This is a genomic window from Xylanimonas sp. McL0601 (assembly GCF_049852175.1).
Classification (GTDB): Bacteria; Actinomycetota; Actinomycetes; order Actinomycetales; family Cellulomonadaceae; genus Xylanimonas.
On the sequence record NZ_CP187527.1, the window covers coordinates 473,590 to 498,529 of the forward strand.

At 72.8% G+C, this 24,940-nt stretch carries 20 protein-coding genes and 2 tRNA genes; 15 read left to right on the plus strand and 7 right to left on the minus strand.

The genetic code is table 11. The features are described from left to right. Positions 1 to 9 precede the first annotated feature (9 nt). Together serS and ACO4JP_RS02150 are read left to right on the plus strand one after the other, a co-directional pair. Positions 10 to 1,281, plus strand: coding sequence for a serine--tRNA ligase (gene serS / locus ACO4JP_RS02145; RefSeq protein ID WP_425955755.1), 1,272 nt, complete (start codon positions 10 to 12; stop codon positions 1,279 to 1,281). Further along, on the plus strand, positions 1,278 to 2,081 hold the full coding sequence (locus ACO4JP_RS02150; protein ID WP_425955756.1) for an HAD family hydrolase: 804 nt from the start codon (positions 1,278 to 1,280) through the stop codon (positions 2,079 to 2,081). The genes serS and ACO4JP_RS02150 overlap by 4 nt, the downstream gene beginning before the upstream one ends. A gap of 28 nt (positions 2,082 to 2,109) precedes the next feature. Here ACO4JP_RS02150 and map read toward each other — a convergent pair whose 3' ends face one another. Further along, positions 2,110 to 2,889 (minus strand): type I methionyl aminopeptidase, encoded by a 780-nt coding sequence (gene map / locus ACO4JP_RS02155; RefSeq protein WP_425955757.1) that lies wholly within the window; start codon positions 2,887 to 2,889, stop codon positions 2,110 to 2,112. 297 nt (positions 2,890 to 3,186) lie between these two features. On the opposite strand from map, the gene ACO4JP_RS02160 reads away from it, so the two are divergent. From ACO4JP_RS02160 to ACO4JP_RS02170, 3 genes are all read left to right on the plus strand, one after another. After that, a complete protein-coding gene (locus ACO4JP_RS02160; protein ID WP_425955758.1) occupies positions 3,187 to 4,581 on the plus strand; it encodes an ABC transporter substrate-binding protein in 1,395 nt (464 codons plus the stop codon). 108 nt (positions 4,582 to 4,689) lie between these two features. Then, positions 4,690 to 5,676, plus strand: coding sequence for a carbohydrate ABC transporter permease (locus ACO4JP_RS02165; protein WP_425955759.1), 987 nt, complete (start codon positions 4,690 to 4,692; stop codon positions 5,674 to 5,676). Further along, on the plus strand, positions 5,673 to 6,632 hold the full coding sequence (locus tag ACO4JP_RS02170) for a carbohydrate ABC transporter permease (protein WP_425955760.1): 960 nt from the start codon (positions 5,673 to 5,675) through the stop codon (positions 6,630 to 6,632). The genes ACO4JP_RS02165 and ACO4JP_RS02170 overlap by 4 nt, the downstream gene beginning before the upstream one ends. A gap of 100 nt (positions 6,633 to 6,732) precedes the next feature. Here the strand turns inward: ACO4JP_RS02170 and ACO4JP_RS02175 are convergent, their stop codons facing one another. Beyond that, a complete protein-coding gene (locus ACO4JP_RS02175) occupies positions 6,733 to 7,167 on the minus strand; it encodes a DUF805 domain-containing protein (RefSeq protein WP_425955761.1) in 435 nt (144 codons plus the stop codon). A 134-nt stretch (positions 7,168 to 7,301) separates the two neighbouring features. Further along, positions 7,302 to 7,589, minus strand: a complete 288-nt coding sequence (locus tag ACO4JP_RS02180) for a hypothetical protein (RefSeq protein WP_425955762.1) — start codon at positions 7,587 to 7,589, stop codon at positions 7,302 to 7,304. 61 nt (positions 7,590 to 7,650) lie between these two features. Between ACO4JP_RS02180 and ACO4JP_RS02185 the strand changes: the two genes are divergently transcribed. From ACO4JP_RS02185 to ACO4JP_RS02215, 7 genes are all read left to right on the plus strand, one after another. Further along, on the plus strand, positions 7,651 to 8,574 hold the full coding sequence (locus tag ACO4JP_RS02185) for a Ppx/GppA phosphatase family protein (protein ID WP_425955763.1): 924 nt from the start codon (positions 7,651 to 7,653) through the stop codon (positions 8,572 to 8,574). A gap of 65 nt (positions 8,575 to 8,639) precedes the next feature. After that, a complete protein-coding gene (locus tag ACO4JP_RS02190) occupies positions 8,640 to 9,476 on the plus strand; it encodes an EamA family transporter (RefSeq protein WP_425957035.1) in 837 nt (278 codons plus the stop codon). Positions 9,477 to 9,543: 67 nt separating this feature from the next. Then, positions 9,544 to 9,635: transfer RNA gene (locus ACO4JP_RS02195), tRNA-Ser, on the plus strand. Positions 9,636 to 9,818: 183 nt separating this feature from the next. Next, a tRNA-Arg gene (locus ACO4JP_RS02200) sits at positions 9,819 to 9,891 on the plus strand. 286 nt (positions 9,892 to 10,177) lie between these two features. Beyond that, positions 10,178 to 11,104: a peptidoglycan recognition protein family protein gene (locus tag ACO4JP_RS02205; RefSeq protein ID WP_425955764.1), complete on the plus strand. Its 927-nt coding sequence runs from the start codon at positions 10,178 to 10,180 to the stop codon at positions 11,102 to 11,104. A 162-nt stretch (positions 11,105 to 11,266) separates the two neighbouring features. Continuing rightward, positions 11,267 to 13,291 (plus strand): PASTA domain-containing protein, encoded by a 2,025-nt coding sequence (locus ACO4JP_RS02210; RefSeq protein WP_425955765.1) that lies wholly within the window; start codon positions 11,267 to 11,269, stop codon positions 13,289 to 13,291. Positions 13,292 to 13,485: 194 nt separating this feature from the next. Further along, positions 13,486 to 15,267 carry a peptidoglycan DD-metalloendopeptidase family protein gene (locus ACO4JP_RS02215; RefSeq protein ID WP_425955766.1) on the plus strand — a complete coding sequence of 594 codons (1,782 nt, stop codon included), beginning with the start codon at positions 13,486 to 13,488 and terminating at the stop codon, positions 15,265 to 15,267. Positions 15,268 to 15,271: 4 nt separating this feature from the next. Here the strand turns inward: ACO4JP_RS02215 and purB are convergent, their stop codons facing one another. Continuing rightward, positions 15,272 to 16,759: an adenylosuccinate lyase gene (purB, locus tag ACO4JP_RS02220; protein WP_425955767.1), complete on the minus strand. Its 1,488-nt coding sequence runs from the start codon at positions 16,757 to 16,759 to the stop codon at positions 15,272 to 15,274. Between the two features lie 208 nt (positions 16,760 to 16,967). Here purB and ACO4JP_RS02225 point away from each other — a divergent pair, with 208 nt between their 5' ends. Continuing rightward, positions 16,968 to 17,222 (plus strand): hypothetical protein, encoded by a 255-nt coding sequence (locus ACO4JP_RS02225; RefSeq protein ID WP_425955768.1) that lies wholly within the window; start codon positions 16,968 to 16,970, stop codon positions 17,220 to 17,222. Next, the gene (locus tag ACO4JP_RS02230) at positions 17,219 to 18,733 is read left to right on the plus strand and encodes a hypothetical protein (RefSeq protein WP_425955769.1); all 1,515 of its coding nucleotides are present in this window, start codon (positions 17,219 to 17,221) and stop codon (positions 18,731 to 18,733) included. The genes ACO4JP_RS02225 and ACO4JP_RS02230 overlap by 4 nt, the downstream gene beginning before the upstream one ends. On the opposite strand, the gene ACO4JP_RS02235 is transcribed toward ACO4JP_RS02230, so the two are convergent. Beyond that, entirely contained in the window at positions 18,699 to 19,100 is a 402-nt protein-coding gene (locus tag ACO4JP_RS02235; protein ID WP_425955770.1) for a phage holin family protein, read from the minus strand. The two genes, ACO4JP_RS02230 and ACO4JP_RS02235, sit on opposite strands and share 35 nt — an antisense overlap. A gap of 15 nt (positions 19,101 to 19,115) precedes the next feature. Between ACO4JP_RS02235 and hisC the strand changes: the two genes are divergently transcribed. Then, positions 19,116 to 20,240: a histidinol-phosphate transaminase gene (hisC, locus tag ACO4JP_RS02240; protein WP_425955771.1), complete on the plus strand. Its 1,125-nt coding sequence runs from the start codon at positions 19,116 to 19,118 to the stop codon at positions 20,238 to 20,240. Positions 20,241 to 20,243: 3 nt separating this feature from the next. Here hisC and ACO4JP_RS02245 read toward each other — a convergent pair whose 3' ends face one another. Both ACO4JP_RS02245 and ACO4JP_RS02250 read right to left on the minus strand, forming a co-directional pair. After that, positions 20,244 to 22,595, minus strand: a complete 2,352-nt coding sequence (locus ACO4JP_RS02245) for a hypothetical protein (RefSeq protein ID WP_425955772.1) — start codon at positions 22,593 to 22,595, stop codon at positions 20,244 to 20,246. A gap of 16 nt (positions 22,596 to 22,611) precedes the next feature. Continuing rightward, a complete protein-coding gene (locus tag ACO4JP_RS02250; RefSeq protein ID WP_425955773.1) occupies positions 22,612 to 24,879 on the minus strand; it encodes an FAD-dependent oxidoreductase in 2,268 nt (755 codons plus the stop codon). Between the last annotated feature and the right edge of the window lie 61 nt (positions 24,880 to 24,940).

Below are 24,940 nucleotides of genomic sequence, written 5' to 3' on the forward strand. Positions count from 1 at the left end.
CTTCGACCCGTGATCGACCTCCGTCTGCTGCGCGACAACCCCGACGTCGTCCGCGCGAGCCAGCTGGCCCGCGGCGACGACCCCGCCCTCGTCGACATCGCGCTCGACGCCGACGCTCGCCGGCGCTCGTCCCTGGCGGACTTCGAGACGCTGCGCGCCGAGCAGAAGTCCCTGGGCAAGAAGGTCGCCCAGGCCAAGGGGGACGAGAAGCAGGCGCTGCTGGCCCGCACCAAGCAGCTCGCCGAGGAGGTCAAGGCCCGTCAGGCCGACGCCGCCGAGGGTGCCGCCGAGCTCGACGAGGTGATGTACCGCATCGCCAACGTCGTCGACGGCGCCCCCGTGGGCGGCGAGGACGACTACCTCGTCGTCAAGCACGTGGGGACGCCGCGGGACTTCGCCGCCGAGGGGTTCGAGCCGCGGGACCACCTGGCACTCGGCGAGGGTCTCAAGGCGATCGACACGCAGCGCGGCGCCAAGGTCTCGGGCGCGCGCTTCTACTTCCTCACCGGCGTCGGGGCACGCCTCGAGCTCGCGCTGCTCAACGCGGCGATGGACCAGGCCGTGCAGGCCGGCTTCACGCCCGTCATCACGCCCACCCTCGTCAAGCCCGAGACGATGCGCGGCACCGGGTTCCTCGGCGCGCACGCCGACGAGGTCTACCGCCTCGAGAAGGACGACCTGTACCTGGTCGGCACCAGCGAGGTGGCCCTCGCCGGCTACCACGCCGACGAGATCATCGACCTCAGCGACGGGCCGTCGCGCTACGCCGGGTGGAGCGCCTGCTACCGCCGCGAGGCGGGCTCGGCGGGCAGGGACACGCGCGGCATCATCCGCGTGCACCAGTTCCACAAGGTCGAGATGTTCAGCTACTGCCGCCCCGAGGACGCCTCCGCCGAGCACCAGCGCCTGCTCGCCTGGGAGGAGGCCATGCTCGCCAAGGCAGAGCTGCCGTACCGGGTCATCGACACGGCGGCCGGGGACCTGGGCACCTCCGCCGCGAGGAAGTTCGACTGCGAGGCGTGGCTCCCGACGCAGAACCGCTGGCTGGAGCTGACGAGCACGTCGAACTGCACCACGTTCCAGGCCCGCCGCCTGGGCGTGCGCGAGCGCACCGAGACGGGCGACACCCGCACCGTCGCCACGCTCAACGGCACGCTGGGCACCACCCGCTGGATCGTCGCGATCCTCGAGAACCACCAGCAGCCCGACGGCTCGGTCCGCGTCCCCGTGGGCCTGCGCCCGTACCTGGGGGGCCTCGAGGTGCTCGAGCCGGCCTCGTGACGGCCCCCTGGCTCGTCGCCCTCGACATCGACGGCACGCTGCTCCACTACGACCAGTCGATGTCCGACGTCGTCCGGGACGCGGTGCGCGACGTCGTCGCCGCGGGTCACCACGTGGTCCTCGCGTCGGGGCGGTCCCTGGTGTCGATGACGCCGGTGGCCGAGCGGCTCGGGCTCGCTGCGGGGTTCATGGTCTGCTCGAACGGCGCGGTGACGGTCTCGTGCGACGGCGAGGCGCCGGGTGGGTGGGCCCTGGAGGAGGCCGTCACGTTCGACCCGGAGCCGGCGCTGCGCCGCCTCTCCCAGGAGCTCCCGGGCGCCCGGTTCGCGGTCGAGGACGTGGGCGTGGGGTTCCGGCTGACCGAGCTCTTCCCCGAAGGTGAGCTCGACGGCATCCACCGCGTCGTCGCCCTCGAGGACCTGTGGGACGACGAGGTGACGCGCGTCGTGGTCCGTGCGCCGGAGTCCACCACCGAGGAGTTCCACGCGGCCGTGGCCGAGCTGGGGCTCGCGGACGTCACGTACGCCGTCGGCTGGTCGGCGTGGATGGACATCGCGCCGCTGGGCGTGACCAAGGCGGCCGCGCTGGAGAAGGTGCGCGAGCACCTGGGCGTGCCGCCGTCGCGCACGATGGCGATCGGCGACGGCCACAACGACGTCGCCATGCTGCGCTGGGCCGCGCGCGGCGTCGCGATGGGCAACGCGGACGCCGAGGTCCAGGCGGTGGCGGACGAGACCACGCTGACGATCGAGCAGGACGGCGCGGCCCGCGCGCTCCGCCCCCTCGTCCCGGCGAGGTAGATCTCTCCACCTCGCCGCCGCTGGTCCGCTACCTGGCGGTCAGGACCAGCGGGCCGTCCTCCGTGATCGCGATCGTGTGCTCGCTGTGCGCGCCGCGGCTGCCGTCCGCCGAGCGCAGCGTCCAGCCGTCCGGGTCCGTGTAGATCTCGTCCGTCGTCTCGAGGAACCACGGCTCGACCGCGATCACCAGGCCCGGGCGCAACGGGAAGCCCCGCCCCGGGCGGCCGTCGTTCGGCACGTGCGGGTCGCCGTGCATGGTGCGCCCGACGCCGTGGCCGCCGAAGTCGGTGTTGATCTCGTAGCCGGCGGCGTGCGCCACTGCGGCGATCGCCGCGGAGATGTCGCCGATCTTGTGCCCCACCGTCGCGGCCGCGATGCCGGCCTCCAGAGCCTCCTCCGTGGTGCGGATGAGCTTCTGGTCCCCGGCGAGGCGCTCGGCGTCAGGGGACTGCCCGACGACGACGGACAGCGCCGAGTCCGAGACCCACCCGTCCACCGACGCGGCGAAGTCGACCGAGAGCAGGTCGCCGTCCTGCAGGACGTAGTCGTGCGGCAGGCCGTGCAGCACGGCGTCGTTCACGGACGTGCAGATCACCTTGCCGAACGGCATCGCGCCGAACGACGGGTGGTAGTCGATGTAGCACGACTTCGCGCCGCGGTCCGTGATCATCGCGTGCGCCACGGCGTCGAGCTCGAGCAGGTTCACGCCCGGCTTCGCGGCCTCCCGGCACGCCAGCAGGACCTCCGCCACGAAGCGGCCCGCGGGACGCATCTGCTCGATCTCCTGCGGGGTCCTCAGCTCGATCATCGGGGTCCTCTTCCTCCACCAGCGCACGGGTCCAGTCTGCCGGGTTCGATCCTACGGTTCACGCCGTGCGGTGCCGGGCTCCGGGCGCGGAGCCACCCGGCCACGAGGACCGCGGCCCGACGAGGTTGCGGATTGGTCACAGAAGGGCGCAGGAGGCCCCGAACCGGGCATTTGTCGCACCGTCCGGTTGCGCGACTGCTCAGGTCGGGGTCTGGTGGTCCTCGGAGGGTGGCGCACGCCACATCGCGCCCGCCCCGGGGGTCGTCATGTCATCAGGACGTACGAGAGGGACAGACCATGACACGCACAGCAAGGAGCGTCCGTCGTCGTCGGACGCTCGCGGCCGGCGCGAGCCTCGCGGTCACCGCGCTGGCGCTCGCGGCCTGTAGCAGCGGGGGCGGCAACAACAACGCCAACGGGGGCAGCAGCCCGACGGGGTCGTCGTCGATCGACTGCTCCAAGTACGACCAGTTCAAGGACATCAGCGGCAAGACGGTGCACGTCTACACGTCGATCGTCGACCCTGAGGCGCAGGCCCACATCGACTCGTACAAGCCGTTCACCGACTGCACCGGCGTGAAGATCAACTACGAGTCGTCGCGCGAGCAGGAGGCGCAGCTCCCGGTGCGCGTCCAGGCCGGCAACCCGCCCGACATCGCGATCGTCAACCAGCCGGGCCTGCTGCGGACGCTCGTGCGTCAGTTCCACGCCCTCAAGCCGGCACCCGACGCCGTCTCGAAGGAGGTGGACGAGAACTTCTCGCCCGCCTGGAAGGACTACGGCACGGTCGACGGCACGTTCTACGCGGCCCCGTACGACGCCAACGTGAAGTCGTTCGTCTGGTACTCGCCCAAGGCGTTCAAGGACGCCGGGTACGAGGTCCCGAAGACGTGGGACGACCTCCTCACCCTGAGCAACAAGATCGCCTCCGACATCGGCGGGCCGCCCTGGTGCGCAGGCGTCGAGTCGGGTGACGCGACCGGCTGGCCGGGCACGGACTGGATCGAGGACATGGTGCTCCGCACCGCGGGCCCCGACGTCTACAACCAGTGGACCGAGCACAAGATCCCGTTCAACGACCCGAAGATCGTGGCCGCGTGGGACGAGGCGGCCAAGATCCTCAAGAACGACAAGATGGTCAACGCCGGCCTCGGTGACGTCCGCTCGATCGCGACGACGTCGTGGACCGACGCCGGCCAGGGCATCCTCACGGGCACCTGCTGGCTGCACCGTGCGGCGAACTTCTACGCAGCGCAGTGGCCCGAGGGCACCGACGTGTCCCCGAACGGCGACGTGTGGGCGTTCTACCTGCCGGCCAAGACCGAGGACGAGCACCCGACCCTCGTGGCCGGCCCGTTCATCGCGGCGTTCAACGACAAGCCGGAGGTCCAGGCGTTCCAGACGTACCTGGCCAGCACCGACTGGTCGAACACCAAGGCCAAGGCCACCCCGGGCGGCGGCTGGGTCTCCGCGAACAAGCACCTCGACCCGTCGCTCCTCGCGAACGACTTCGACCGCTACGTCTACAGCGTCCTCACCGACCCGAAGACGGTCGCCGGCTACGACGCGTCCGACCAGATGCCGTCCGCGGTAGGTTCGGGCACGTTCTGGACCGGCATCGTCAACTGGCTGACGGGCCAGAGCACGCAACAGGTTGTCGACCAGATCGAGAACAGCTGGCCGAGCAGCTGATCCGCACGACCGGCCGAGGGCCGACGCCGCACGGGGAGCGGTCAGCTTTCCCGGGCCGCGCGGCCCTCGGCCGCACGCGTCCCCGCTCGTGATTCAGGAGGGATTGCCATGGACTGGCTCACCGCGGCCGGCAGCCCGGCTCAGAAGTTCTCGCTCATGCTGTTCGCGATCCTGCTGTTCGTCGTCGTCGTCGGCCTGATCCTGTTCCTCGTCGACCGGCCGAAGAACCCGTCCAAGTGGCTGTTGGTCGCCGGCTTCCTCGGGCTACCCGTCCTGGGCCTCGCGTTCGGCCTCATCTATCCGGCGATCGAGACCATCCGGAACTCGTTCCTGGACCCCAACCGGCAGTTCGTCGGCTTCGACAACTACGTCACGGCCTTCACGGAGAGCCAGTTCCTCCTGGTGCTGCGCAACACCGCGATCTGGGTGATCGTGGCGCCGATCCTCTCTACCTTCTTCGGCCTGGTGTACGCCGTCGTCGTCGACCGCAGCCGGTTCGAGAGGTTCGCGAAAGCGCTGATCTTCCTGCCGATGGCGATCTCGATGGTGGGCGCGAGCATCATCTGGCGGTTCGTCTACGAGTTCCGGCCGGTGCAGGGCAACATCCAGCAGATCGGCCTGCTCAACCAGGTGCTCGTGTGGCTGGGTATCCCCCCGCAACAGTTCCTCATCGACCAGCCATGGAACACGTTCTTCCTCATCGTGGTGCTGATCTGGATCCAGACCGGGTTCGCGATGACGCTTCTGAGCGCCGCGGTCAAGGCCATCCCCGACGACATCGTCGAGGCGGCCCGCCTCGACGGGCTCTCGGGCGTGAAGATGTTCCGGTACATCACCGTCCCGAGCATCCGGCCGACCCTGGTCGTGGTCGTCACGACGATCGCCATCACGACGCTCAAGATCTTCGACATCGTCCGGACGATGACGGCCGGGAACTTCGGCACGTCGGTCGTGGCTCTCGAGTTCTACAACCAGTCCTTCCGGCTGAACAACGCCGGGCTGGGCGCCGCTCTTGCGGTGCTCCTCTTCATCCTCGTGATCCCGATCATCGTCTACAACGTGCACCAGCTCCGTCTTGCCGAGGAGGTCCGATGAGCGCCGCCACCGCGCCCGAGCCGGTCGCACCCGTAGGGGGCATGACCACGACCCCGACGCCCCCGCCGCGGGGCGGGCTGGGCGTGCGCGCCGCCAAGGCCCGTGGCCGCCTGTCGAGTCCCTGGGCCTCCGGCATCGCGATCGTGCTGGCGATCTTGTGGACGTTGCCGACCATGGGCCTGTTCATCACGTCGTTCCGCACCCAGCTCGACATCGGCACCAGCGGCTGGTGGACGGTGTTCGGCGACATCTTCTCCGGCCAGACCAACTTCACGCTCGACAACTACGACGCCGCGCTCCACGGCAGCTCCACGAACCTGGCGCAGTACTTCGTGAACTCGATCGTCATCACGCTGCCCAGCGTCATCATCCCGATCAGCATCGCACTGCTCGCGGCGTACGCGTTCGCCTGGATCGAGTTCCCGGGCCGGGACTGGCTGTTCGTCGCCGTGTTCGCGCTCCAGGTGGTGCCCATCCAGGTGACAATGATCCCGCTGCTGCGTGCCTACGTGGACCTGGGCCTGGCGGGGTCGTTCTGGACGGTGTGGCTGTCGCACTCGATCTTCGCGCTGCCGCTGGCGATCTTCTTGCTGCACAACTTCATGCGGGACATCCCGAGATCGCTCGTGGAGGCCGCGACGGTCGACGGCGCCGGCCACGTGACGATCTTCTTCCGCGTGATCTTCCCGCTCCTGATCCCGGCGATCGCCGCGTTCGGCATCTTCCAGTTCCTGTGGGTGTGGAACGACCTGCTCGTCGCGCTGGTGTTCGCCGGCGGGTCGCCCGACGTCGCGCCGCTGACCGTGCGCGTCGCCGAGCTGTCGGGTACGCGTGGCGGCGCCTGGCACCTCCTGTCGGCGGGCGCGTTCATCTCGATGGTCGTCCCGCTCATCGTGTTCATCTCGCTGCAGCGCTACTTCGTGCGCGGCCTGCTGGCGGGGTCTGTCAAGGGGTGACGGGCCCGTCCGGCGAGTCGACCGATCGACGAGTCGAGGCGGCAAAGGGCGGCGGTGCCGGCTTTCCGGTACCGCCGCCCTTCGCACGCGTCGAGCCGGCTCAGACGGTCACGGGGGCCGGCGCGACCGGGGCCACGCCCTTGGGGTCGGCACCGAAGCGGTTCGGGCCAGCGGTCCCGGCAGTGGCCAGCAGGACGATGAGCCAGATACCGCCGACCAGCGGTACAAGGGAGATGAAGATCCAACCGCCCGAGCGGTTCGTGTCGTGGAGGCGACGCACGGTCACCGCGAGCGACGGGAGAAGGAGGCCGAAGGAGAGGAGCCACACCGGGGTCAGGGCGGTGAAGTAGCCCGGGTCGACCGTGCCGGCCTGCATGTCGATCGAGCCCAGCGCCATCGGCATGAAGACCGCGTCAAGCACGCCACCGAGGATGGCGAAAGCCAGGTAGAACCACCAGTACTCAGAGCGCCGGGCGCGGCCGCCGAAGCTGGCGTACTTGCTGAGGACCGCTTTGACGGCACCGATCATGGACATGAGTGCTCCCTGAGGAAGAAAAGGACGTAAACCGCAGCCCGGACAGTAGCGGTGATGAGGTCGGCGCACCAGAGGGTCATCTGCCCTTGTGGAAGGTCGCGACGTGGCCACTGGCGGGGTCCGTCAAGGGGTAGTCAGGCCGGGTGCCAGCGGTTGCCCCACCGGCGGGTGACTTGCAGGCCCCAGGTGTCCGCCAAGCGGTCGACGGCGTCGTGCACGGCGTCGGCCACCCGGTGGGCGTCGTCGTCGGCGTCGGCGGTGAAGCGCACCGTGATGCGCGCCTGCCCGCGCACGACGCCGACGTCCCATGCCTCGACGGTCGCGAGCGCCCGCGCGGCGTCGGCCGCGGCGGGCAGGACGGCGGCCGGGTCGGAGCCGGGCTGCAGCGCCCCGACGGCGAGGCTCACGCGGTAGGACGGCACGGGCCGATCCTGCCACCGCGCTCGTTGCGCCCCGCGGGGCGACGGCGTCTACCGTGTGGTCGTGCGTCTGGGAGTCATCGACATCGGGTCCAACACCGTCCACACCCTGGTGCTCGACGCCGCGCACGGGGCGCGTCCCGTGCCCGCGGCGTCCGAGTCGATCGAGGTGCGCCTCATGCGCTACCTCGAGCCCGACGGGTCGATCTCCGACGAGGGGGTCTCCGCGCTCGAAGCGGCGGTCACGCGCGCGGCCGCGATCGGTCGCGAGCAGGGCACCGAGCAGGCGCTCGCCCTGGCGACGTCGGCGCTGCGGGAGGCCGCCAACGGCCCCGCGGTGCTCGCGGTGCTCGAGGAGCGCGCCGGCGTGCCGATCCACGTGCTCGCCGGCGTCGACGAGGCCCGGCTCACCTTCCTCGCCGCACGCCGCTGGTACGGCTGGGGTGCCGGCCGCCTGGTGCTCCTCGACATCGGCGGCGGCTCGCTCGAGCTCGCGGCCGGCTCCGACGAGGAGCCCGACATCGCCCTGTCGATCCCGCTCGGCGCCGGCCGGCTGACCCGGCAGTTCCTCTGGGAGGAGGACCCGCCGTCGCCGCAGGACGTCGCACTGCTGCGCGAGCACGTGCGGCACACCTTGGGCGGCGTGCTCGGCTCGGGCCAGGCGCTGACGGGTGACCACGCGGTCGCCACCTCGAAGACCTTCCGCTCGCTGGCCCGGCTCGCCGGCATGCCGCGTGAGGTGCTCGGTGCCGGGCAGCGCTACCGCATGCGGCGCGCGCACCTCGAGGACTGGGTGCCGCGCCTCGCCAAGCTGTCCTCGACCGACCGCACGGTGCTGCCGGGGATCGGCTCGCGGCGCTCGCGGCAGATCGTGGCCGGCGCCGTCGTCGCCGAGGAGGCGATGCGCGCGCTCAAGATCGACGAGGTCGAGATCTGCCCGTGGGCGCTGCGCGAGGGCGCGATCCTCCGCCACCTCGAGCAGCTGTGAGCCCGGACCTGCCGAACGTCGGCCTGCCCCGAGGGCCGCGGGCGGCGGGGGGACTCGTGGGGCGGGTGCCCGCACCCGCGCTGTTCGTCGTCTCCGGGCTGACTCTCTACGCCGGCGCTGCCGTGGCCGTCGGGCTGTTCGACCAGCTCGCGGCACCCGCGGTCGGGTGGTGGCGCATCGTGCTGGCGGCCGTGGTGCTCGTGGCGTGGCGGCGGCCGTGGCGCCGGCGGTGGACGGGTCGCCAGCTCGCCTGGGCTGCGGCGTTCGGCGTCGTGCTGTCCGCGATGAACGTCGCGTTCTACATCGGCATCGACCACCTGCCGCTGGGCGTCGCGGTCGCGATCGAGTTCTGCGGCCCGGTCGGCGTCGCCGCAGTGACCGGGCGTGGGTGGCGGGAGCGCGGCGCGATCCTCGTCGCCGCGGCGGGCGTGGTGCTGCTCGCGGGCGTCACGCTCCGGTCCGACATCCCGCGCGACGACGTCGTCGTCGGTCTGCTGGCGATCGCGGCTGCGGCGGCGTGCTGGGCCGGGTACATCGTGCTGGGCAAGCGCGTCGCCGGCGCGGGGGCGGGCATCGACTCGCTCACCGTGGGCATGGTGGCCGGCGCACTCGTGTTCGCGCCGGTCTTCGGGCACACCGCGCGCACGGTGGTGCCCGACCCGCGCCTGCTCGCGTTCCTGCTGGTCGTGGCCGTGTGCTCGTCCGTGGTGCCCTACGTGCTCGACCAGGTGGTGCTGCGCCGGGTGGGCACGGCCACCTTCGCGGTGCTGACGGCGATGCTGCCCGCGACCGCCGTCGTCGTCGGCGCGGTGGTGCTGCAGCAGGTGCCGACGTGGCCCGAGCTGGCGGGGCTCACGCTCGTGTCCGGCGCGATCGTGATGACGGCGCGGGCGCGCGGATGAGCGGCGCTTTGGTTCAGGCGCAAGGTCCGGGTACCCTGGCCGTCGCGGTGGCTCCGGCCACCGGCATGGAGACGTCGCATAGTCAGGTCTAGTGCGCCACCCTGCTAAGGTGGTAACGGAGCAATCCGTTCGAGGGTTCAAATCCCTCCGTCTCCGCCAGGAAGGTCCCGGCAGCCGCGAGCCCGGGGCCTTTTCTGTTGCCCGGACGACGTCCGGGCCGGCCGGGAACCGGACCGTGGGGTGCGTCACGAACGCCGGTTCTGGTTTGGGGATCGCTGCAGACTCGTTGTAGTGTTCTCGACGGCCGGTCAGCCGGGAGCAAGTTCCTGCAGCGTCGGCCACGCGCTCGTAGCTCAACGGATAGAGCATCTGACTACGGATCAGAAGGTTGGGGGTTCGAATCCCTTCGAGCGCACAGCAGCCCCTGATCAGGTACAACACCTGATCAGGGGCTTTTTCTGTGTCCCGGGTTGTGCGGGGTTCTCGCCGCCAGTCTCCCCGCTGCGAGTGGGCCGGCAGCGCGTCGACGGCTCGGCTGAAGCGCATAGCCATGGCCGGTGGAGCCCATGAGGTCGACCATCCCGCCTCCTTCTCGTAGAAGCCGTAGGCGCACCGGGTGTCCCTGCCCGTCGCGGTGACGTCACGTTCCGACAGGCGAGCGCTCTCTGTCATCACCACCTTGAGTGAGGAGCGCCGCCGCCATGAAAACCATCCTTTCCCCGAACAAGAGGCACGGCCGCATCAGCCCGATCCGCCTGGTCGTGCTCCATACGACGGAGTCGGGTGAGATCTCGGCCGGCGCGGAGGCGAATGCCAGCTTCTTCTCCAGGCCCGCCACGAACGCGAGCTCGCACATCGTCGTCGACAACGACTCCGAGGTCCGCTGCGTCCCCGACGCCGACACCGCGTTCGCCGCGCCAGGCGCGAACGCCGACGGGCTCCAGCTCGAGATGGTCGGGAGGGCCGGCCAGGGGGTGGCCGGCTGGTCGGACGCCTACTCCCGGTCGGAGCTCGAGCGCGCCGCGCACATCGTCGCCGGCTGGTGCGAGGCGAACCACATCCCCGTGCGGCACCTGTCCGTCGACCAGGTGGCCGACGGCGTGACCAGAGGGATCGCCGGCCACGTCGACGTCACGAACGCTTTCCACAAGTCGACCCACACGGACCCCGGAGACGCGTTCCCCTGGCCCGAGTTCCTCGCCCGTGTCGCGCAGCTCGTCGACGGCAAGGCCCCCGGCCCGGAGCTTCAGCAGGGGCCCGAGCAGCTCGAGGTCGACGGCAAGTGGGGCAGCGACACCACCCGCCGCCTGCAGCAGCTGCTGAGGATGACGAACGCCGACGGCGTGGTCTCGCACCAGCAGTCGATGCTGAAGTCGAAGCACCCAGGCCTGACGACGGGCTGGGACTTCAGCGGCACGCCGGGCGACGGCGGGTCCAGGGTCGTCCTCGCCCACCAGCGGGTCCTCAGGGCGCGCGGTCGCTACGACGGCGAGCTGGACGGCAAGGCCGGTCCGCAGTACTTCCGCGCGATCCAGGCTGACGTCCGGGTCGACGTCGACGGCGTCATCCACCGTCCGTCAGCGGCGGTCCAGGCGCTCCAGCGCAGGATGAACGACGGGCATCTGTGACCGCCCGCACCGGCGGGCGACTGCGCGCATGCAGCGTTGAGCCCGCCGATGCGCCGGCGCCCGCCGTGTCCCGCCGCGTCGTGGTACCCCTGGGTGCCGAGTCTGCGTCGCTCGCACGCCAGGTCGTCGAATCTGTCGCCGGGCGTTGCCATCCTTTTACCTATGCGGGGGACTGGGGAGACGAGCGACGGCAAGCCAACGACGACCTTGTTCGGAGGCCGGTACGAGCTCGGCCAGCTTCTGGGCGTGGGCGGGACGGCGTCGGTCTACGAGGCCGAGGACCGGGGGAGCGCCGACCAGGGCCCCTCGGCCGGACCGCCCCAGCGTGTCGCCGTCAAGGTGCTCCACCCCAACCTCGCCGGCGCGCCCGGCGCCCTTGGTGCATTCCTCGCGCAGGCCGACGTGCTGCGCAAGATCGAGCACGCCAACCTCGCCACGATCCACGCGGCCGGCACCCACGACTCCGCCGGTCTGAGGCAGGCCTGGGTCGCCATGGACCTGGTCGTGGGCGGCAGCGTCGCCGACCTCGTCACTGCCCGCGGCCCGCTGCCGGTGGCCGAGGCGGCCGCCGTCGTCGACGGCGTGCTCGCGGCGCTCGGCGCCGCGCACGAGGCCGGCTTCGTGCACCGCGACGTCTCTCCCGGCAACGTCCTCCTCGCGCGAGACCCCGACGACAACGGACCCGTGCGCGCCGACCAGGTGCGCCTCGCGGACTTCGGGATCGCCGACATGGCGGGCCGGGCGTCGACGGGCAGCGTCGTCGGGCCTGTGCACGACGGCGCAGGCCGGACCGTCGCGGTGCCGCCGCCGGGCGCGGCTGCGGCCGCCGTCCTGTCTGCGGACGACGCCGCCGACCGGACCGTCGTCATCTCGGCGACGGATGCGGATCAGGCCGAGGACGTCGGGGCGGGGGTCGCGCTCGGCGTGGTCGGCAACCCCCAGTTCATGTCGCCGGAGCAGGCGTCGGGGCACGCGGTGAGCGCGCTCGGCGACCTGTACCAGGCGGGCGCGCTGCTGTACTTCCTGCTCACGGCGCAGGTGCCGTTCCCGCGCGAGAACGTCGAGCAGGTGCTGGCGGCGCACGTCCTGGCGCCGCCGCCCGTGCCTTCTGCCCTCGTGCCCTCGACGCGCGCGCTCGACCGCGTGGTCACGCGGGCGATGACCAAGACGCCGGCGCTGCGCTTCAGCGATGCCACCGCGATGCGCGCGGCGATCGCGGGGGCGCTGGGGGCGCCGGAGCCCATGGTCGGCACCACGCGCCTCGGAATGACGGCCGTGTCGACGCCGACGCCGACGCCGGTGCAGACGCCGACGCCGGTGCCGGAGCCGGTGCCGACGCCGGTCCGGGCGCAGCCGTCGCGCGCCCGCCGGGGCTTCGTCGCGGCGGTCGCGACCGTGCTGATGGTGGCGCTCGTGGGCTTCGGCGCGGCGGCGGCGGGGCACGGGCCCTGGGCCCACCTGTTCGCGGGCGCGGCGGCGGCGGCGGACCCTGACGAGACGGCGGAGGCGCCGGCGGTCGACGTACCGGAGCTGAGCGGCCGCCTGTCCGAGTCGGAGGTGCGGGCGCAGCTGGACGCGGCGGGCCTCACCCTCGGGGATGTCACGCGCCAGCACTCGCGGTTCGCCGCCGACACGGTGCTGCGCCAGAGCCCGGAGGCGGGCACGGCGGTCGAGGCCGGGACGGCGGTCACCGTCACGGTCGCCAGCGGCAGCAACCGTGTGCCCGACGTCGCGGGGCGCTCCGCCCAGGACGCGCTCGCGGCGCTGACGCGCGCCGGGTTCCAGGGGTCGGTCGACGGCTCCGGCGGCGTCGTCGTCTCGACGTCGCCCGGGGCCGGGGCCACGCGGCCTGTGGGCTCCGCCGTACGGGTGGTGACGGCGGCGGTGCCCGGGCCGGCTCCGCAGCCCTCGCCGACGCCGGACCCTCCGGCGCCGACGCCCACGCCGACGCCCGACCCGCCGGCGACCACGCCGACGCCCTCACCGACGCCCGACCCGCCGACGCCGACACCCCCGCCCGCCCCCACGCCCGACCCGCCGACCGACGGCGGCGGAGACGGCGGCGGTGACCCGGGCGGGGGCTCGGGCGGCTCGCCGAACACGGACCCGGGCGAGAGCCAGGTCGGGGGTGCGTCCCCCGAGGCCGAGGCGGCGTCTCCCGGCTCCGCGGGCGCGCCAGCCGGCTGACCACATCGGGCCGGCGCGGCATGTCACGCCGACACGCCGCCCTCCCTCCGTGTGTCGCGTCACACCCCAACCTCCCAGCGACACACGGGCGACCGCCGGCCAGGCGTGCTTCCTAGGCTCCGGGGACCGGTGCGCCGGCGGGCGCACCCGCCGTTGTCGCAAAAGACGTCTTGGTGGGGGTTGAAGTGCGCTCGATGCTCGGTCGCCTCGTGCTCGTCCTGTCCCTGCTCGCCGCCGGCGGAGTCGGGTCCGTGGTGGCGGCTCCCACGGCCGAGGCCGCGGCGTTCGCCGTGCAGCGTCCGCTCCCGCATCGCACCTACCGGATCGCGTCCTGGTACGGCCCCCGCTGCATGCCGACGGTCGGCGCGTCGACGTTCCACGAGGGGCAGGACCTCTCGGCCGCAAGCGGTGTCGACGTGCTCGCCACCGCCGGCGGGACGGTGATCCTGGCGGGTGCCTCGGGCGGCGGCCTGGGCACCGTCGTCGCGATCAAGCACGACGTCAACGGGGTCACCTACTCCACCGTCTACGGCCACCTGAGCAGCGTGCTCGTCAAGACCGGCACCACGGTCGCCAAGGGTCAGCACATCGGCGAGGTCGGCATGACCGGCACCGCGACGGGGCCGCACCTGCACCTCGAGGTCCACAAGGGCGTGTGGCGGCAGGCCGGTGCGGCCGCCGTCGACCCGAACGTGTGGATGACGCAGTACGGGGGCGATCTCGCGGCCGGCGCGACGTCGGTCGCGGCGAGGTCGACGGCGACCTCCTGCACGTACTACACGCAGAGCGACGTCAACCTGCGCTCCGGGCCCGCGACGTCGTACTCCTCGCTCACCGTGCTGCCGGCCGCGACGAAGGCGACGTCGAAGCCCGGCGATGCCTCGGGCACCTGGACGCGCGTCACGGCCGACGGGCGCACCGGCTGGGTCTCGCGCTCGTACATCGGTCCGTCCTGGAAGGTGCTCGCGTCCCCGGTGGTCAATGCGTCGTCGGGACTCAACGTGCGCACGTCCGCGAACACCTCGGCCTCCGTCGTGACGAAGAAGAACCAGGGGGCGAGCCTCTACCAGCTGCGGGCCGTGAAGGACGGCTGGATGTATGTCGCCGTCGCGAGCGCCACCGGCAGCCAGACGGGGTACGTCGACGCCCGGTACGTCGGCAAGGCCACGCCCACGGTCACGGTGTCCGTCCCGGCGACGACGACGACGGCGGCCGCCGCGAAGGCGGCCGTCACGGTGTCGACACCGACGACGTCGGCGCCGGCCGGCACGCTCACCGCCGTCGTCGACGGGAAGACGGTCACGGCCTCCCTGGCCGCGGCGGCGGGCGGGAAGGCCACGCTGACGCTGCCGAAGCTGACGACCGCCGGGACCCGGACGGTCAAGGTGACCTTCGCGCCCTCGGGCGCGACGGCGACGTACAACGTCGCGGCGAACGGGACCGCATCGTTCGCGGTCACCGCCGCCGGCGCGGCGCCCGCGGCGAACATCGTCGCGACGGCTCCGCCGAAGCCGGCGGCCTCGGCGCCGCCGACCCCGGCTCCCGTGCCCTCACCGGCGAAGACGACCGCGCCGACAGCGCCCAAGGCTCAGTCAGGTGGGTCGGTCAAGGCCACCAACGTGTGGTCCGCGGCGCGCAAGGTCACGGTCGGCGCGCGGGTGCGCGCCACGACGACGGCGCCCACCGGCGCGACGCTCGCCAAGGTCGAGTGGCTGGTCGGCGGGAAGGTGGTCAGCACCGCCCCGACCTACACGCTGACGAGGACGACGGCCGTGACCGTGCGCGCCACCTTCAGCCGGAGCGGCTACGCAAACCGGGTGGTCTCGGCGACGTTCACGCCGGCGAACGCGCCGTCAGCGAAGACGTACCGGACGTGCACGGCGCTGAAGAAGGCGGGGTACGGGCCCTACTTCCGCGGCACCTCGCCGTACACCTGGTATGGCGACGCGAACCGCGACGGGATGGTCTGCGAGTAGCGCGTCAGGCCAGGTAGTCGGCCACCAGGCGCGCCGCGAGGCCCGTGTACGACGCCGGGGTGAGCGCCTGCAGGCGCTCAGCGACGTCGTCGGGCAGGCCCAGGCCGCCGACGAACTCCCGCATGCGGGCCGCGTCGACGCGCTGGCCGCGCGTGAGGTCCTTGAGGCGCTCGTACGGGTTCTCCATGCCGGGGACGCCCGCGACGGAGGCCGCGCGCATGGCCGACTGGATGGGCTCGCCGAGCACCTCCCAGTTCTCGTCGAGGTCCTTGGCCATCAGCGACTCGTTCGCGTGCAGGGCCTTGAGGCCGCGGCGGACGTTGTCGATCGCGAGCAGCGAGTGGCCGAACGCCGGGCCGATGTTGCGCTGCGTCGTCGAGTCGGTGAGGTCGCGCTGCATGCGGCTCGTGACCAACGTGGCGCCGAGCGTGTCGAGCAGCGAGCACGAGATCTCGAGGTTGGCCTCGGCGTTCTCGAACCGGATCGGGTTGACCTTGTGCGGCATGGTCGAGGAGCCGGTCGCGCCCGCCACCGGGATCTGGGTGAAGAAGCCCATCGAGATGTAGGTCCACGCGTCGGTCGCAAGGTTGTGGAGGATGCGGTTGTAGCGGGCGACGTCGGCGTAGACCTCGGCCTGCCAGTCGTGCGACTCGATCTGGGTCGTCAGCGGGTTCCAGGTGAGGCCCAGGCTCTCGACGAAGTGCTTGCTGACGGCGGGCCAGTCCGCGCCCGGGACGGCGACGACGTGCGCGCCGTAGGTGCCGGTGGCGCCGTTGAGCTTGCCCAGGAACTCGGCCTGGCCGACGCGGCGCAGCTGGCGGCGCAGGCGGTGCGCGAGCACGGCGAGCTCCTTGCCCAGCGTCGTGGGCGTGGCCGGCTGGCCATGCGTGCGGCTCAGCATCGGGACGTCGGCGAGCTCGCGCGCCATGTCGGCGACCTGGTCGGCCAGCGCGGTGGCGGCCGGGAGCCAGACCTCGCGGATCGCGCCGGCGACCATCAGCGCGTAGGAGAGGTTGTTGATGTCCTCGGAGGTGCAGGCGAAGTGGACCAGCTCGCTCGCCGCGGGGAGGTTGCTGGTGCCGAGGTCCTCCGGCGCCGTCGCGATGCGGCGCTTGATGAAGTACTCCACGGCCTTGACGTCGTGCACCGTCTCGCGCTCGATCGCCGCGAGCTCGGCGATCTCGTCCGCGCCGAACGTCGCCGGGATCTGTCGCAGGTAGGCGACCTCGGCGTCGTTCAGGGCGGGTGCGCCCGGGACGACCGGCGTCGCGACGCCCGGCACCCCGTTGCACAGCGTGATCAGCCACTCCACCTCGACGTGGACGCGCGCACGGTTCAGCGCGGCCTCGCTGAGGTGGTCCACCAGCGGCGCGACGGCCGCGCGGTAGCGCCCGTCGAGCGGCCCCAGCGCGATGGGCGGGGTCACGTCGGCGAGGGCGACGCGGGCGGGCGTGGTCGGCGCGGGCTGCACGGGGGAGGTCACGCTGCGCATTCTCCCACGCCCCGCCCGGCCGCCACCGAGGCGTCTGGCGCCCTGCCGGCCTGTCGCGCGCCGCCGCCGGGCCGCGCGGGTGCTGCCCCCAGGCGGGGATGACCCGGGGTCGTGCACACGTCGCCCGTCGCGCCCGACGGCGGCGGTGGGGCCGCGCTTAGCGTCGGCGGGCCGGATCGGGCGGTGACGCGAAGGGACGTGAGGGGGCGTGAGCGCTATGGCAGGCGCGGTGGGTGCGGGTCTCGGACAGGACGGTGAGGCGGTGGCCGAGCTGGGCGTGGCCCGGGTGGCGATCGCCGACGCGCTCGACGGGCTGAGCCGCGCGAGCGCGCTCGCGTGGGACTCGCCCGCGGGGGACGCGTTCCGGTCGCGGGTCGGCGAGGTCGTCGCGGCGGTTCGCCGGAACGAGCGGGCGGTGGACGAGGCGAGCATGGCGGCCGCGCGGCTGGAGGCGTCGTGGTGAGCGACGCGATCGACACCGTGCGGGTGGCCGGGGGGCGCCGGCTCGCCACCGCCGACGCCGGAGCGGTGCGCGCGGCGGCGGGTTGCGCCGGAGCCGCGGGCGACCGGCTCCGGGCAGCGGCGTTCCGCGCGGCCCGGGCGGCGCGGCTGCTCGAGGCGGCCACCTGGCATCGCGTGCTCGTCGCCGACGCGCGCGCACTCGCCGCGCGCCTCGGCGGCGACGCCGAGGAGTGCGCGAGCCTCGCCGACCGGCTCCTGCGGGCCGCCGGGCTGTACGAGCAGGGCGAGTCGCTCGTCGAGCGGGCGGTCGGTGCAGCCGTCGGCACGGTGTCCGCGGTCGGCGCGTTCGCCGTCGCGGCGTCGCCCGAGGTGCGGCGGCTCGTGGGCGAGGTCGTGGCAGGCGCATTCGCCGGAGAGTGGCTGCTGGAGCATGCGAGCGGCGGCTGGGCCCGCAGCTGGTTCGCGGCCGGCAGGTCCGCGGTGGCGGCTGCGGCAGTGACCGGGGGTGCGCCCTGGAGCGACGAGGCGGTCACCGGGCTCGGCGTCGGCGTCGCCGCCGGCCGGCCCCTGTGGTCAGGCGGCAACCTGTCGGTCACCGGTGGGGCGCGCGTGCTCAGCACCCTCGTGCATGCGCTGCTGCCGGTGACGCACGTCCGCGTGCGCGAGGTGACGCCTCCGGGTGGCGGACCTGCGTGGGCGCGGACGCCGTCGGGCAGCGTCGAGGAGGCGCTCGCGCGCGTGGCCGACCTGACCGGGCACGGGCTGCTGCCGGGGCGCTCACCCGCCGGCGTGCCCACGGCGACGCTCGCCGTCGAGCGCGTGGTGCACGACGACGGGTCGCTCTCGTGGACCGTGCTCGTCCCCGGGACACAGGACCTCGTGAGCCTCGCGCACCCGTTCGACGGCGTCACCGACCTGGACCTCATGGCTCACCGGGCGGCCGACGTCACCGTCGCGGTGTCGGCCGCGCTAGACGCGGCCGGGGCCCGGCCCGGTGAGCCGGTGGTGCTGGTGGGGCACAGCCTCGGCGGGATCGCGGCGATGGCGCTCGCGGCGTCGCCGTCGTTCAGGTGCCGGCATCCGGTCGGGGCCGTGGTCACGGCCGGGGCGCCCACCGCGTCGTTCGCGGTGCCCGCGGGCGTGCCCGTGCTGCACCTGGAGAACGACGAGGAGCTCGTCTCCAGCGCAGACGGCCGCTCCGGGCTCGAGAACCCCGGCGGCGTCGACCGGGTGACGGTGACGCGCCGGCTCGCGGCGTCGTCGGCGGCGGCGGACCGGACCGCCGCCGCCGGCACGTCGAGTGCCCACAGCCTCCGGACCCATCTGCGGACGCTCGCTCTCGCGCGCGAGAGCGGCAGTGCACAGGTCGACGACATCGTCGGCCGGATCGAGCCGCTGCTCGGCGGCGAGTCCGCGCGGACCGAGTTCTATGCCGCGAGGAGGGTGACGGGCGGGCCGCCAGGCCCGCCCGCCGGCCTCAGCGCTTCTTCTTCGGGGCGAACATCCCGATGACGATCTGGAGGATCGCGATGATGAGCGCCGCGAGCACGTACCACCAGAAGCCGCCGTGGATCTCGAGGCCCCACTGCCGGCCTCCGAACAGGTTCAGGCCGGTGATCCACGTGGTCAGCCAGAGCATGAACGCGTTGACGACCAACGAGAACAGCCCGAGGGTCAGGATGTACAACGGCAGGGAGAGCAGCGCGACGATCGGCTTCACGATCAGGTTGACCAGGGTGAAGACCAGCGCGACGACGAGCACCGCGACGACGGTCCCGGCCGCGGTGCCGGAGTCCACGATGTCGAGGTGGGACGGGATGACGAGGCTCGTCAGCCAGAGGGCGAGGGCGGTCACCAGGACGCGCACGACGAAGTTCATGCATCTCATCGTGGCATGCTGAGCGCCGTGGAGACAGCCTCGAATCGCCCGAATGACAAGCCTGGTGATGTCTCCGGGCACGTCCCGCTGCGCCCGGCCGTGGAGGCGCTGCCCCCGTACGTGCCCGGCGCCCGCCCCGATCCCGGCGCGCGGGTGTGGAAGCTGTCGTCGAACGAGAACCCGTACGGGCCGCTGCCCTCGGTGGTGAAGGCGATCGCCGACGCCGCCCTCGACACCAACCGGTACCCCGACATGTACGCGAGCGAGCTCGTCGCGGCGCTCGCCGCGCACGTCGGCGTGGCGCCCGAGCAGGTCGTGGTGGGCAACGGGTCCGTGGCCGTGCTCGCGCACCTTCTCGCCGCGGTGGTCGACGCCGGGGACGAGGTCGTGTTCCCGTGGCGGTCGTTCGAGGCGTACCCGATCGCCGTCGCCGTGGCCGGCGGCAGGAGCGTCATGGTGCCGCTCGCCGAGGGTGGTCGGCTGGACCTGCCCGCGATGGCCGCCGCCGTGACCCCCCGCACGCGCGTGGTGCTCGTCTGCACGCCCAACAACCCGACCGGCCCGGTGGTGCACGCTGCCGAGCTGGAGGAGCTCCTCGCGGCCGTCCCGACGAACGTGATGGTCGTCGTGGACGAGGCCTACCTCGAGTTCGTGCGCGACCCCGAGGCACCCGACGGCGTCGACCTGCTGCGGCGGTACCCGAACGTGGTGCTGCTTCGCACGCTGTCGAAGGCCTACGGGCTCGCGGGGCTGCGCGTCGGCTATGCGGTCGCGGCGCCCCGGCTCGCCGACGGGATCCGGGCCGTGTCGACGCCGTTCGGCGTCTCGCACGTGGCGCAGCAGGCGGCGCTCGCGTCGTTGCTCCCGGCGGCCCAGGCGGAGCTGATGGAGCGGGTCGAGGCGCTCGTCGCGGAGCGCGCGCGGGTCGTCGCGGCACTGCGCGAGCAGGGCTGGGACCTGCCCGAGTCGCACGCGAACTTCGTGTGGTTCCCGCTCGGCGACAGCACCACGGAGCGCGCGGCCGGGGCGCGGGCGGCGGGGGTGCTGGTGCGGCCGTTCGCCGGGGACGGGCTGCGCGTGAGCATCGGCGAGGTCGAGGCCAACGACGCGTTCCTCGAGGTCGCGAAGAGCTGGCGCTGACGGTCACCCACCGCCGCGCAGCGCGTAGTCGTGCCCGGGGACGAGCGGGAACCTGACCGCGCCCGTCACGTCGTCGACGTCGAACGCGACGTCGCGGCGGGCGGTGAGGTCGGCGACGGTCAGCGAGGCCGGGTCCCACCCGGTGTTGGAGCTCGTGACCGTGCTTGACGACGTGCCGTCCGTCCACCTGTACTCCGAGCCGGCCGCGACCGGGTAGACGGCGACGGTCAGGCCGGCAGCGCCTCCACTCCCCGGATCGCGCGTGACGAGCACGCCCTTGCCGCCCACGAAGGCGGGCACGCGGTCGGGGCCGATCGCGTAGCCCTCGAGCGTCCGCGGGCCGGTGAAGACCGCCCCGGTGGCGATGTCGATCCACGTCCCGGCGGGCAGGTAGACGTCGCGCGACGTGGCGGTGGCGAAGTCGGCGCCCCACACGGGCGTGGCGAGGATCGACTCGCCGAACATCCACTCGTACTGGCGTGTGGTGTCGTTCGCCAGCGCGTAGGTGGCCGGGTCGTCGGGGTAGGCGACCGGCAACGGTGTCATCGCCGTCGGGTAGCCGGTCTCGTAGCCGTCGAGCACGGCGGAGTACACGTACGGGCGCACCGACTCGTGCCACAGCGCGAGGGCCTTGACGCCGTCGGCGTAGTCGGCGCGGCCTAGCTCCCACGGCCCGAGCCCGAAGGCGAGGACCGGTGTGAGGGCGGCGAGCTGCGCGTTGCGCACGAAGTAGCGCATGTACGCCTCGTCGGCCATCGAGCCGTGGCCCGGGGTGCCGCCCACGTAGTCGCCGTAGACGTTGCCGGCGCCGCTCGCCGCGTAGTTGAGCAGCTGGACGGGGATGCGGTCCGGGTTCCCGTGGAAGTCGGTGCCCGCCCCGCACATCGTGTCGTTGAGCCGCAGCGAGTCGCCGGGCACCGAGTACGCGGCGTTGCGCACCATCACCAGGTCGCCGGCATCGTGCAGGGCCAGCACGAGCGGGTTCCAGTTGCCGTCGCGGTGGGTGTCGGGCTCGTAGAGCATCGTGTCCTCCTTCCAGCCCTGCACGCCCCACTTTCGCATCTGCTCGACGAACCACCGCACGGCGTCCGGGTCGGACGCGTCGAGCACGTAGCTGGCGCCGCTCGGGAACTGGGCCCTGGTCACGACTGCCGGGGCGCCGTCGGGGCCGGTCAGCAGGTAGCCGCGCTCGATCGCCTCCATGAGGAAGTCGCCGTCGTACGCAGGGTCGTGATTGCCGCCGTCCTCGGGGAGTGCCGTGACGTTGGTCCGGGCGCCGAGCAGGAGCGCGATGCCGTGGCGCGCGAACACGCCCTTGAGGTGATCGGGGTCGGGGTAGCGCGGGTTGGGCAGGCCTGGCTGGGAGTCGACGCGTCCGGGCTCGGGCGTGTCGTCCCACGTGCCGAAGCTGTTCGTCGTGCCCTCGGCCGCCCCGCCGCGCGGGCCGGGCCAGAAGCCCGAGCCGACCACGCCCCAGCTCAGCGGGTATCCGTGGTCCACGAACGCCTGCACCGTCTCCTCGACCGACGCCTGGTACGTGTTCCACCCGAGCGCGCCGTACGCCTCCCACCCCAGCCCGAACATCCGCGCGTCAGGGCGTGCGTCCACGTACCCGTGGGCCTCGCGCAGGTCCTTGTAGTCGCGGTAGAGCTGCCGCAGGTCCTCGGCGACCAGGTAGAAGAGACCGTCGACCGACCGGGTGCCACCGACGCCGAGCCGGTTCTCGTCCGCGGTCAGCGCCACCCGCTTCCGGCCCTCGAAGAACAGCACCTGTGCGAGGCGCTGCCGCGGGAACACGGTGAAGTTCGTGATGAAGCGCTTACAGCTGCCCTGGTTGGTGAGGTTGTCGAGCACGATGCCCGTCAGCTCCGTCGTCGGGCGCACGGCGACCTCGCCGCTGCACGGCGTGCGCTGCTCGGGCTGGCCGTCGGCGAACGCGCCGTAGTCGCCGAGGCCGTACGCGGGCGCGACGGGGCCCGTCCGGAAGTCGATCGTGGCCGTCCCGGCCACACGCGACGTGCTGAACCGGACGGTCCGTGCGTCCGGGCGGACCCGCACGTCGAGCCGCGTGCCGTCCGTCAGCGTCACGCGCACGACGGCGGTGGCCGCTCTCGCGCTGCTGACGAGCACCGCCGTCGCGGCGTCGGCGAACCCCGCGCCCTCGCGCGCGACACGCAGCCCGGACACGGGGTGCGGCGGCGCGAGCACCGCCCCGGCGGCGTCGAGCACGGAGTAGCGGAACCTCGTCTTCTCGATGAGCACCGCGTAGGTGTCGCCGCGCACGGTGATCGTCCGCGCCGTCTGGCTGACCGTGCCGGTGTGCACCGCGGTCCGCCTCGCCACCGCCGACCTCATGTCCAGCCTCCTTCGATCAGCGCTGCACCCGCAGCGCGACGACGCGCGCCTCGCGTGCGCCCTGCGTGGACCGGACGGTCAGGCGCAGCGCGGTGAACGGGATCCCGGGCAGCGGGTGGACCCGCTGCCTGCGGCGGTTGTCGGCGACGTCGGCGACGGCGAGCCACTCACCGTCCACCGTGCGGAGCTCGACGCAGTAGGACCCCACCAGCTGCGGCAGGATCTCGTCGGGGCTGCGGTGGTGGTGCAGCGTGCTGAGCTCGAGGTCGGGGTCGTCGTCGAGCACGATCCGCACCTCGCGGGCACGCTGCGGCTCGTCCCAGTCGAGCCGCAGCCACTCGGTCCCGTCGCCCAGGGGTGCCGACGCCCACAGGTGCGGGCCGCCGAACGGGCGCTGGTAGCCCGACGTCGCGCGCTCCGGGGCCAGGGCCCGCGACCCCGGGCCGGCGCGGAACACGACGGACCGCCCGCGCAAGGGCTTGGTGGGCCAGGCCAGCAGAGCCTGGCCTGGGACGATCTCGACGTTACGGTCCTCCGAGTCCTCGCCGTGCACCAGCGTCAGCACGCCGGGCGGCAGCGGCGCCGTCGTCCACACGGTGACGTCGGGGTTGGCCCGCAGCACCACCACCGCGGTACCCGGCGCGGCCGGCAGATCGCAGACCTCCGCGCGGACCCAGCCGGGCTCGGCGCTCGCGGCCACGGCGACGTCGGTCTTGGCCTCGAGGTGCGCCGGGACGACGTTCTGCGGGCGGCCGGTCGAGTGCACCTCGACGGTCAGCGTGGTGTCCCGGTCGGCGCGCACCCACAGATCCAGATGGTCCAGCCGCGGGTCCACGGGCAGCGCGATCCCGAGGTCGCGCTCGAGCGGGTACGGCGTCGCGCCGGGCAGCGGGTCTCCTGCGGGGCCCGTCTCCGTGCCGACCTGCTCGCGGTACGACGACGCCGTCACCCGCGCGGCCCGCGCGAGGTCGTCCGGGTCCTCGTTCGCGACGCCGAGCACCGGCGCGTCCTGCCGCAGCAGCAGCTGGCGCAGGCGGGCGGCGTGATCGCGCGCGAGCGCGCGGGGCGTCACGCCGAGCTCGAGGCACAGCGCGGCGGCCGTCCCCGCGGCCTCGCCCATCGCGCCGCACGTCGCCATGACGCGCGCGGCGCCGAACGCGATGTGGGTGGCCGAGAAGTCGCGGCCCGCCATCAGCAGGTTCTCGACGTTGACGGAGTACAGGCTGCGGAACGGGATCTCGAACAGACCGTCCGAGAAGCGCTGCACCGCACCGGCGCCGGTGGCGTACATGCCCTGCGGCGGGTGCAGGTCGATCGACCAGCCGCCGAACGCGACGCCGTCGTCGTGCGACGACTGGCGCAGGACGTCGTTCTGCGTGAGCGTGTGGTCGCCGATCAGCCGGCGGTACTCGCGCTTGCCCGGCAGGTTGCCGATCCACTCGAGGGTGAGGTTCTCGGCGTCGAACCTCCCCGAGTTCTTGATGTAGTCCCACACGCCGAGCACGACGCCGCGCAGCTCGTCGCGGATCCGCTCGTTGTCGTCGACGATGTCGAGCTCGCCGCCCCACTCGATCCACCAGTACGCCGCGCCGTTGTCGCCGCTGCGGATGATGCGCGTGTCGGGGATGGGCGTCCGGGTGATGTCGATCGTCGAGTCGGGGGCCACGTACTTGACCGGGCGGCCGACGTCCTTCGTGTAGAAGAGCAGCGTCGAGCCGAGGAACTCCCGCACCGGCTCGGGCGGCGCCAGGCTCTCCCCGAACTCGTCGCGCCCCTCCTTGCCGAGGCGGAACCGCGCGCCGGCCAGGTACCCGACGAGCCCGTCGCCGGAGCAGTCGAGGAACAGCGGGGCGTGGAACGTCGTGAGGATCTCCGAGCCCATGGTCCAGCCGGTCACCGACGTGATGCGGCGGGCGTTCTCGGGTCCGTCGGCCGCGACCTCGCGGATGTCCGTGTTGAGGAACAGCTGTACGCCGGGCTCGGCTCGCACGGCGTCGAGCACGACGTCGTCCCAGTACACCGGGTTGCCCTCGGGGTTGCGGTACTGGTTCTCGACGTAGAGCTCCCCGATGACGCCGTTCTCCCGCGCCCATCGCTGGTTGCCGTGGGCGGTGGCGCCGCACACCCACACCCGCACCTCCGACGACGAGTTGCCGCCGAGGACGGGCCGGTTGTTGACGAGGGCGACCCGCCGGCCGAGCCGGGCGGCCGCGACCGCCGCGCACACCCCTGCGAGGCCGCCCCCTACGACGACGACGTCGGTGTCGATGGACTGAGTCCGCATGGTCTCGGTCGACGAGCCGTGTGCGCCTCGCCGGCCTCCTTCCGTGTGCTCGTTGGCTCCG